Here is a 9,419-nt window from a genome sequence, read left to right on the forward strand (position 1 = left end):
AAAGATAAAACCGGAGCAATCTCAGCGCCACTCCCGGTTTTACCGAAGCACTTCAACAAGCATCTCCGATCCAAAACATTCACTTACGCGGCAGCTGATTATCTGTCCTGGTTCGACAATCCTGTCAAAGCTGCAAGCTCCATCCACGACAGGCGCATCCAGCCGTCCGTGTCCAAGTTCCGCTGTATCAGCAAGAACGTCTATTACTCTCCCCTCAATTCTTTCTGCCCAGCTAGTATAAAGCTGATCCGATACATCACCTATCCCCATCAACCTTGACTGTACAGTATTCGGCCCAGGCAGATCAGCGGCAGTTGTTCTGGAATATTCCATTGTTCCCTCCTCAGGCCAGTATGGAAATGCCGAGATCGTTCTGAGACAATCGTAGTCAGACAGAAAACCAATGAGCCTGTCAAAATCAGCATCGGTCTCCCCCGGATACCCTACAATTACAGTCGTTCTAACGGAAAGCTCTGTATTCGATTTATCGAAGCTCTCAAACATATTTCTGAGATATTTTTCCGTATAAGGACGGCCCATCCGTTCCAGAACAGTATTGGAAACATGCTGAATGGGCATATCAATATATGGCATGATATTGGTGTACTTCTCGACCATAACCGGAAATTCATCCGGGAAATGCGCCGGGTGAATGTAATAGAGTCTGAACCATATATCCGGATACGTTGAGGCCAGATGGGTGACAAGCTGTGAGACGGAGCCTCTGCTGCTTTTCCAGCTTCCGGTATCCCCAGAGCGCCCTGTTCCGTAAGGTATCCGGCATCCAGCAGTATGTCCTCAAAACTCCTGTCCTCCCGGCGCCCTCTGATAAGGGGAATTGTGCAATACGCACAATTATTTGAGCACCCCTCGGAAATTTTCAGATATCTGTGATAAATACTTTCAACCGGAACCGGCCCGGAGGAAGCGGAAACGGAGAGATACTTCCTGAGCTCAGCTGTATCACCGGGACCCGTAATCAAATCGAAATCTTCCAGTCCGCCGGAGCTATCGTTACTGTACCTGCCGGGCAGACAACCCGCAAGGATGAGTTTTCTGCCTGGCTTACAGTTTTTCCACTCCACAGCCTCAGCTATCGCTTCAAGCGATTCTTCAACAGCAGGCTGAATGAATGCGCATGTGTTAAGAAGGAGAAGATCCGCTTTTTCAGAGTTATCAGCTATCTCCCAGCCTCCAGCAGAGAAGCAACCGGCAAATGAGTCGGAGTCAGCTTCATTCTTCGGACATCCGAGAGTAAGCAGAAAAACAGAGGGCAACTCTATATCTCCCCCGGATTGATAACTGTATAACCATCAGGAACATCCATATCAAAAATACCCTCGGGAAAACCGCTTTCAATCTCAATATTCCACATGTTATATAATGTGCTGTTGCCGTTTACATCGGTTGTTCCGAACAGGAACGGCAGACTGTCCGATGATGTAAATCCAACTTCCATCCTGATTAAACCCTCGCCGAAATCTCCCTCCAGAAACACAAGCAGGCTGTCATTGTTATATTCAATTGTTACAGCAGCAGATGAATCAGCACATTTTTCTATCATGTGAAGAAAACTCCCCGGTTCCCGTCCCGGATAAATTATCATCTGCCTTATATCAGGTTCAATCGTATAGAAACTTGATCCATCGTATCCTGTTCCAGCGCCCTGTGGATCGGTGTACTTCAGAAGAAACAGATCCGGATGAGCGATGTACATCGTTCCGGAAGATATTTCCTCCTCAAGAGTTAATGCCCAGATATCCGTCTGAGAAAAGAAACCGGTCATGAAAACGGAATTCTGCATCTTCTCAAGCAATGGATCCAGCGGTGAGACAGCGATAATCGAAGATAATAGCGCAATATACAGCATACCTGGTCAATCCTTTCGAAAACCGGAGCAACAGAGATTCAATTAAAATGAAGCATCAACAATTGCATCCGTTCCGATAACGATTACAACTCCCTGATGATGAGGCGCAACAGTCTTGACAATATCCCCACCTGGCTGAATCGGTACTGAAGAGTGCGATGAAAGCCAGGAGGACAATGAATCAGATACAATATTTGCCTGAAGAAGATAACCCTCCGGGTAAAGAACAAGTGTTACATCCGGTGCACCGTAATCCTCAACGATAACAGGTGAAGCACCTGCAGAAATCAAAAGCGCTTCCAGCTGAACAACACTCGCTGATACAGCGGGAGAGCTGACAAGAGCAACATTTGGAAATGGTGTCAATTCATTATGATTCTGATTCACAGGCATAGAAAGATCCGGATTCCCGGACAGTTCAAAATCAATTCTTCGTACTGCAAGCTGTGCATCATGATTAAGAGGTGAATCGGGAAAACGGTAAATGAGGCTGTTGAAGTTCTCTCTGGAACTGGAAAGGCTTCCTCTGAAATACTGCTGGGATGCTCTTGCGAAGATTGACGCATCATCGTCACCAAGGACCAGACCGGACCGATCAACGCTCTCATTTCCCTGACCACAGGAGGTGGCAATCACAAGAAGAATGGCAAGTAAAACAAATAATACTCTATTCATCGCTTTCACCGGTTCCCTCCAGCTCGTCCGGAGTTATAAGGACGTCTCTTGCTTTGCTGCCCTGAAACGGACCCACAACACCCGACTGCTCCAGCATATCGATCAGGCTGGCTGCACGAGAATATCCAACTCTCAGCCTTCTCTGAATAATGGATACTGAACCCTGCTGAGTGTGAACAACAACCTGTTTTGCTTTTTCAAAAAGTGGGTCATCAATCTTTATCGCACATGGATCCATAAGGTTCCCGCCAATATCATCAGGCAGCTCGAATTCAAATGGAATTTCAGGCTGATCTCTTAAATGTTCTACGATTGTTCTGATTTCTTCAGTTGTGATAAACGAACCATGGATTCTAATCGGTTCAGGTGTTGCTGTTGGAAGAAACAGCATATCACCGTTGCCAAGAAGCTTTTCCGCACCATTCATATCCAGAATCGTACGTGAATCAGTTTTTGATTGAACGTTAAACGCGATCCGCGACGGGAAGTTCGCCTTTATCACACCTGTGATAACATCAACTGAAGGTCGCTGTGTTGCAAGAACCATATGAATACCTACAGCTCTGGCCATATGAGCAAGCCTTGCAATGGCCGGTTCCACTTCCCTTGATACGGTAAACATGAGATCGGCCAGCTCATCAATGAATACAACAATAAATGGAATACGTTCATCTTCAGACTCAGGTGAAATTTTTGCATTAAACTCAGTAATGGATCGCACTCCAATTCTGGAGAGTCTTTTGTATCGGGTTTCCATCTCTGATACAAGTGCGTCCAGCAGCAATGTTGCCTTGTCTGTTTCCAGAATTACGGGTGCCCACAGGTGCGGAATGCCTTCGTAAATCGAAAGCTCGAGCATCTTCGGGTCTATCATCGCAAATCTGACTTCCGACGGAGTCCTGGTTAGAAGAAGGGTCGTGATTATCGAGTGCATACAGACACTCTTTCCCGAACCTGTAGCTCCCGCTATTAGAAGATGAGGCATGTTGGTTATATCACCAACGTAAGGCTTTCCCTCTATTCCTTTGCCAAGTGCGATAGGAAGCTTCTCGTGTGATACTTTGTCCATTATTTCTCTGAGATATACTGTTTCTGGAGTCGGGTTTGGAACTTCAATCCCGACTGCTCCCCTGCCTGGAATAGGGGCAAGGATGCGTATCCTTCTGGCTTTCAGGGCAAGTGCAAGATCATCAGAAAGAGATACGAATCTGTTCACCTTGATTCCGGGGCCGGGAGTAACTTCAAATCGTGTAATTACAGGACCTGGATAACTGTTCTCAATACGGCATTCAATCCCGAAATCGTCCAGCTTTTCAACAAGGAGATCGCCCTGTTCCTTTATCATCTGAGGTGAGGTTCTCTTCCTCAAACGCTCATCAGGCATGTCAAGACAGGAAATGGGAGGAATGACAAAACTGGACAAATCATGCTTATCTATCCTCATTTTGGTTCCTGGTTTTCTGGAAACAGGTACGGGTTTTTGATAACGGGAAGGATCTACAGGGATATCTTCCTTCATGAATGGAAGTTCCGTAACCTCTTCTTCACTTTGCTCTCTTGACCATACGTTTGATGTAGAAGATTCGGATTCATCAGTTGATCGAGTACTCCTCACCTTTTTTTTCTTCTGCCTCATGCCGTCGAGTAATCTTAACAGACCGTCTGCGATAGACTGGAAATCTCTGCCGATATCCCAGCCTGTGAAAGCTACAAGAGATGCTACAAATGCTGTGAATAGAATCAGAAATGTTATCGGAGCTCCGATGAGCGGGATAAGGATATCACCGAGCCCGCCGGCAATACTGCCTCCTGGAATATCATGAAAACCACCGGACAGGCGACTTATCACCAGGTCTAAAACAGCCGTGAAGAAATATCCGATGACAGCTATTCCTGATAGAATTCTGAATCCAGCTTTTTTCATCCTCAGATCAAGCAGCCAGGCTCCGGACTGAAAAAGAAACAGTGGAAGCAGGATAGAAAGATAACCCAGATTTCCAAGGAGAAACCCGCGAATCTTATCAGTAATGGAAGTTGCGGGTATCGCAAGTATAATCGCGAGAGAAACACCAAGGGAGAAAAAAAGAACAACAAAGATATTACGCAGACGATTTTCTTTTCGCTTTGAAGTTCTTCTTCTTGCTGATTGCCGTCTTCTTGTCGCCATTATATCTGCCTCATGGTGCTGCCATTTGAGTCAATGGGAAATGCCGGGTCACTCTCAAGTTTTCCGTCTATCCAGTACTTGTATTTAAAAGTCTGTCCTGAGACTATATCCATCTCTGATACCCAGCTGCCGTCAGGAAGTCTCTGCATCGGATTTCTGTTTTCATTCCAGTTATTGAATTTCCCTACAACGGAAACCTTCATCGCGTTCTTTGCGGTAAGGCAGAGAAAATCAATCTTAATCTTTTTACCAAGCTTTGCCTGTATGGACTGCTTCAGATCATTATATGGTCTGAATACAGGTCTTATTCGAGGGGGAATCTCAATTATGCCATCACCCTGGGGATCGCGTGCCCTCCTTTTTCTGCCTTCCTTTGATTCGAAACAGCCGAACCCTCGAAGGTAAATTGTCTCCCCGGTACACAGGCGCTCAGTGATAGTCTCCAACAGCGCTGTAAGTACAGTCCGCGTATCTTTTCGACTTATACCTGTTCTTTCAGCCACTTCACATGCAAGCTCTTCTTTAGTCATGATACTCCCAGCTATCTCACCTTGTTAACAGACGTTGAACTCAATACACTCTTTAATGTTATCCGTCAAGCTGGTACCGCATATCGAATGCCATTCAAAAGACAAATGTTTCTCTCCCGCAACCGGTTTAAATGTGTTATCATAAATCCATGAACAAATTTGACATTCAATCTGTTTCAGTCTTTATCGCAGGTCCTCCCTTTTCGGGCAAGTCTTCAACTGGAAGTATCCTGGCATCAATGCTTGAATTACCGTTTTTCGATCTGGATACCGCTATTGAATCCTTCGCAGGAATGCGTATTTCCGAGATTTTCAGAACAGCAGGTGAAGAAAGATTCAGAGAGCTGGAATCAGACTGCCTGAAGCGTTTACTCAAAAAGAATGATAGAATGATTCTCGCTCTCGGAGGCGGCTGCCTTCTTCAGGAGTCAAATCTCCTTTCAATCAAAGAACGGGGAATTATTTTCACTCTTACCGCATCTGCTGAAACTCTTCAAAAGAGAAGAGAACAACAGAATGGAAAGCGACCACTCGCTTTTAATGAAGCCTCGCTGCTCAAACTTCTTTCAGTAAGAAAGCAGCACTATGATTCGCTTCCGAACCGGATTGATACCACACACCTGACACCTGTGGAAGTAGCAACCAGAATCGCAGTATTAAACAGTGACAGTCAGTAATAAGTTTAAGATGTAATAAGTTGATTATCCTTCTACTTTTTGGTTGCAATAAGTTGTAACATCGGCATCTTTATGCTTGACAATAGTTGATGCCACGCACATATTACAGCCATGAGACGGAAGACAGAACAAGCGTTATTACAGTGGAGAGAGAATTCTAACAGGAAACCTCTCCTTCTCAGAGGCGTCAGACAATCCGGAAAGACCTACCTTCTTAAGAAGCTCTTCGCCCCATTCTTTCCAGCCTCACACTATTTTGATCTGAAAATGAACAGAGCAGCTCATGCAGTATTCTCATCAGGCGATCTGAATCCGAAATCCCTGCTGTCAGAGCTGGAATTTGTATCAGGGAAAACTATTGATATAAACAGTGAGTTGCTCATTCTTGACGAAATTCAAGCTTGTCCAAAGGCACTCACAGCGCTCAAGTACTTCTGCGAATTAATGCCGGGAGTTTTCATTGCCGCGGCGGGTTCACTTATCGGAGTACACCTTTCACAGGAATCTTTTCCTGTGGGTAAAATTGATATGGTAAATGTTGATCCGCTTGATTTCAGGGAATTTCTCTCTGCCATCGGAGAGGATCGAGCCAATGATCTGCTGCAGGAAGCCCACCCTCTGAAGCCATTCTCTGATCTTGTACACAACAGGATATGGCAGTTATACGGTAAGTACCTTGCTGTAGGTGGAATGCCGGAAACTGTGAAGGTTTATACTGATAACATTCCAAGGGGAGAATGGACTGCATACAATGCTGTTCGTGCTGTACAGGAACATCTGGTCGAAGGCTGGATTTCAGATATTGCCAAACATTCGGGGAAGGCAAACTCTCTCCACATAGAACAGGTCTGGAAAAGTCTGCCTTCGCAACTTGGGCGGGAATTCGACGGAAATGCAAAAAGGTTCAGATTCAAAGGCGTTATTCCAGGCAGAAAAAGCTACAGAGATATTGCAGGTCCAATTGCATGGCTTGAAAAGGCAAGAATGGTGAACAGGGTACCTGTGGTTAACCGGGGAGAGTCCCCCGTATCTGTATGGGAAAAACAGTCGCTCTTCAAGCTTTTTGTTCATGATACAGCTATTCTCAGGTACATGGCTGGAATTCCCCTGAATGAGAGCCGTGTGTTCAACCCCGGTTTTTACAAAGGATGGGTTGCTGAGAACGCTGTTGCGCAGGAGCTGGTTGCCAACGGTTTTAAAAGGCTGCACTGCTGGACGGAGAGAAATTCAGAAATCGAATTCCTGCTTGATGGAACCTCTGGTCCAATACCGGTCGAGGTCAAGTCAGGCAGAAACACCAGATCAAGATCTCTTTCCGTTTTCAGGGAAAAGTATGATCCTGAAATATCTGTAAAACTTGGAGCCTGGAACTTCTCTGCAAGTAAAAAGGTACTGCTCCTCCCCCTCTACGCTGCTTTTAAGCTATCTGATCTAATCAACTGACCGCATAGCATATATAACTGTATCTTTAAACCAGGGAGAATATCTTGCCGGGATGCTGCCTGATTACTCCGGCTATTTCCAGCTTCAGAAGTTCTGACTGCAGCAACGGAGTTTCAGTTTCTGTGAGCCTCAGTAATTTATCGAAATGAAGAGCTTCCTCCGATAGAAGCTCCAGAATTTTACGAGTTATCCCGCTGTCAGATTTAAATGTATGTTCACGTTCAGCCGCATTTTTTGCTATTCCCAGAGGTTCCAGAACATCCCTGGCGGTAATCACCACTCCCGCTCCATCGCGAAGAAGCATATTCGTACCCATGGACAGGGCTCTCGTTATTTCACCAGGAACGGCAAACACCTCCCGCCCCTGGTCAAGAGCTGTATTAACCGTAATCATCGTCCCGCTTCTTCTGCCTGCTTCAACGACTACAACTCCCTGTGAAAACCCGCTGATGAGTCTGTTCCTTTCCGGAAATCTGAATCTTGCGGGTTGCGTGCCAGGGGGATACTCACTGACAAGAACACCGCTCCCGATGATTTTCATAGCAAGCCTTTCATGTTCCGGTGGATAGCAGACATCAAGCCCGCTTCCAAGAACAGCCATGGTCTTTCCACCAGCATCCAGCGCTCCTCTGTGCGCCTCTGCGTCGATGCCGCGAGCCAGACCGCTGACAACCCCCACTCCGTTGTACACAAAATCCCGTGCAAGCCTTCTGGCAACTCTTCTTCCATAGGTTGTACACCTCCTCGAACCTATAACAGCCACCGAGGGAATACTCAGATATTTCTGAAGATCACCCCTGTAAAACAGGACTACAGGAGGGTCGGGAATGCTTTTAAGTATTGATGGATATCCTTCTTCACCGAAGATCACAGCCTGAATAGACTTTGATGTTGACAGGGCTGCCATACGATTCATTTCTTCCTCATCAGGCCTGCCCGAAGGAATCTCTCTGTCGAGTATCTCAAGCGCCTTATCCGGCACCATCTTTTGAAGAAGCTTTCTCAAATCATCTCTGTGTACTTTACTCCAGCATGAAAGCCAAACGGCCTGCTTCATTGTTCTGCTTCCCTCAGGCATCGAATCGATCCTGATACCCTGATAAGGAACTCATCCATTCCCCTTCCGGTAACCGCGCTTATAACAAGAGTATTTCCCGGAAGAGTCTCAAGTATGACAGCTACCTCATCATCAGTGATCAGGTCAGCCTTTGACAGTACTACAATCTCATCAAGTTCTTCCAGATCAGGTTTGTAGGCAAGAATTTCATCTCTGACAGTTCTGTACTGATCTGCAGGAGACAGTTCAAGTCCAGCACCGACTACGTAAATAAGTATTCTGTTTCTCTCCACATGCCTGAGAAACTGAAGTCCAAGCCCCATTCCTTCGCTTGCGCCCTCAATAAGCCCCGGAAGATCAGCAAGAACAAAACTGAATCCCCGAGCCATCTTTATCATGCCCAGAGCCGGATGAATTGTCGTAAAGGGGTATCCTGCGATCTTCGGTCTTGCGGCACTTATCGTGGACAGAATTGTGGATTTCCCGGCATTGGGAACGCCAACAAGTCCGGCATCGGCAATCAGGCTCAGCTCAAGCCTGATTCTTCGAAACTGACCGGGTTGACCTTTTGTAGCTTTTCTTGGAGCCTGCACCCTGGAAGTTGCAAACGAGGAGTTACCTCTTCCTGGGTCTCCACCGAACGCAATAACCTGTATCTGGCCATTCTCCGTCAGATCGCAAAGCAGCTCTCCTGTTTCCGCGTCAAAAACAGCAGTACCCGGAGGGATTTTCAGGAGCGTGTCCTTCCCCCTCCGTCCGGTCTTGTTATTCGAACCGCCCGATCTGCCCTTCTCAGCCCTGAATATCGCGCCGTTCCTGAAATCAACCAGAGTTGTAAGCTTTGGATCAACAACAAGCTCAACGCTTCCGCCCGCACCGCCGTCACCACCGTTGGGCCCGCCTCTGGGCACGTACGCTTCCCGTCGAAAGGATACAATACCGTCCCCACCCTTACCGCCATAAACCTCAATAGTTACAAGATCAATAAATCGCTTACGCA

The 9,419-nt window shown here is 46.5% G+C and carries 10 protein-coding genes; 2 read left to right on the forward strand and 8 right to left on the reverse strand.

The genetic code is table 11. From position 1 onward, the window contains the following. Window positions 1-39 precede the first annotated feature (39 nt). Genes K8R76_08315 through K8R76_08340 form a run of 6 tightly spaced genes read right to left on the reverse strand, consistent with a single transcriptional unit; the run spans window position 40 to window position 5,242 of the window. Window positions 40-504, reverse strand: a complete 465-nt coding sequence (locus K8R76_08315) for a hypothetical protein (protein ID MCD4848179.1) — start codon at window positions 502-504, stop codon at window positions 40-42. Further along, complete coding sequence (locus K8R76_08320) at window positions 450-1,277, reverse strand: hypothetical protein (protein ID MCD4848180.1); 828 nt, start codon at window positions 1,275-1,277, stop codon at window positions 450-452. The genes K8R76_08315 and K8R76_08320 overlap by 55 nt, the downstream gene beginning before the upstream one ends. 2 nt (window positions 1,278-1,279) lie before the next feature. Then, window positions 1,280-1,870: an outer-membrane lipoprotein carrier protein LolA gene (locus K8R76_08325; protein ID MCD4848181.1), complete on the reverse strand. Its 591-nt coding sequence runs from the start codon at window positions 1,868-1,870 to the stop codon at window positions 1,280-1,282. A gap of 42 nt (window positions 1,871-1,912) precedes the next feature. Beyond that, window positions 1,913-2,554: a hypothetical protein gene (locus K8R76_08330; GenBank protein ID MCD4848182.1), complete on the reverse strand. Its 642-nt coding sequence runs from the start codon at window positions 2,552-2,554 to the stop codon at window positions 1,913-1,915. Beyond that, on the reverse strand, window positions 2,538-4,712 hold the full coding sequence (locus tag K8R76_08335) for a DNA translocase FtsK (protein MCD4848183.1): 2,175 nt from the start codon (window positions 4,710-4,712) through the stop codon (window positions 2,538-2,540). The genes K8R76_08330 and K8R76_08335 overlap by 17 nt, the downstream gene beginning before the upstream one ends. Continuing rightward, entirely contained in the window at window positions 4,712-5,242 is a 531-nt protein-coding gene (locus tag K8R76_08340; GenBank protein ID MCD4848184.1) for an HU family DNA-binding protein, read from the reverse strand. The genes K8R76_08335 and K8R76_08340 overlap by 1 nt, the downstream gene beginning before the upstream one ends. Window positions 5,243-5,481: 239 nt before the next feature. Here K8R76_08340 and K8R76_08345 point away from each other — a divergent pair, with 239 nt between their 5' ends. Further along, entirely contained in the window at window positions 5,482-5,919 is a 438-nt protein-coding gene (locus K8R76_08345; GenBank protein ID MCD4848185.1) for a shikimate kinase, read from the forward strand. Window positions 5,920-6,030: 111 nt separating this feature from the next. After that, complete coding sequence (locus K8R76_08350) at window positions 6,031-7,362, forward strand: AAA family ATPase (GenBank protein ID MCD4848186.1); 1,332 nt, start codon at window positions 6,031-6,033, stop codon at window positions 7,360-7,362. A 25-nt stretch (window positions 7,363-7,387) separates the two neighbouring features. On the opposite strand, the gene dprA is transcribed toward K8R76_08350, so the two are convergent. Then, window positions 7,388-8,419, reverse strand: a complete 1,032-nt coding sequence (dprA, locus tag K8R76_08355) for a DNA-processing protein DprA (protein MCD4848187.1) — start codon at window positions 8,417-8,419, stop codon at window positions 7,388-7,390. Then, window positions 8,416-9,405, reverse strand: coding sequence for a GTPase ObgE (gene obgE / locus K8R76_08360; GenBank protein MCD4848188.1), 990 nt, complete (start codon window positions 9,403-9,405; stop codon window positions 8,416-8,418). Before obgE ends, dprA begins: the two co-directional genes overlap by 4 nt. Window positions 9,406-9,419 lie beyond the last annotated feature (14 nt).

Origin of the sequence: Candidatus Aegiribacteria sp. (assembly GCA_021108435.1) — a bacterium.
GTDB lineage: Bacteria > Fermentibacterota > Fermentibacteria > Fermentibacterales > JCC-6 > Aegiribacteria.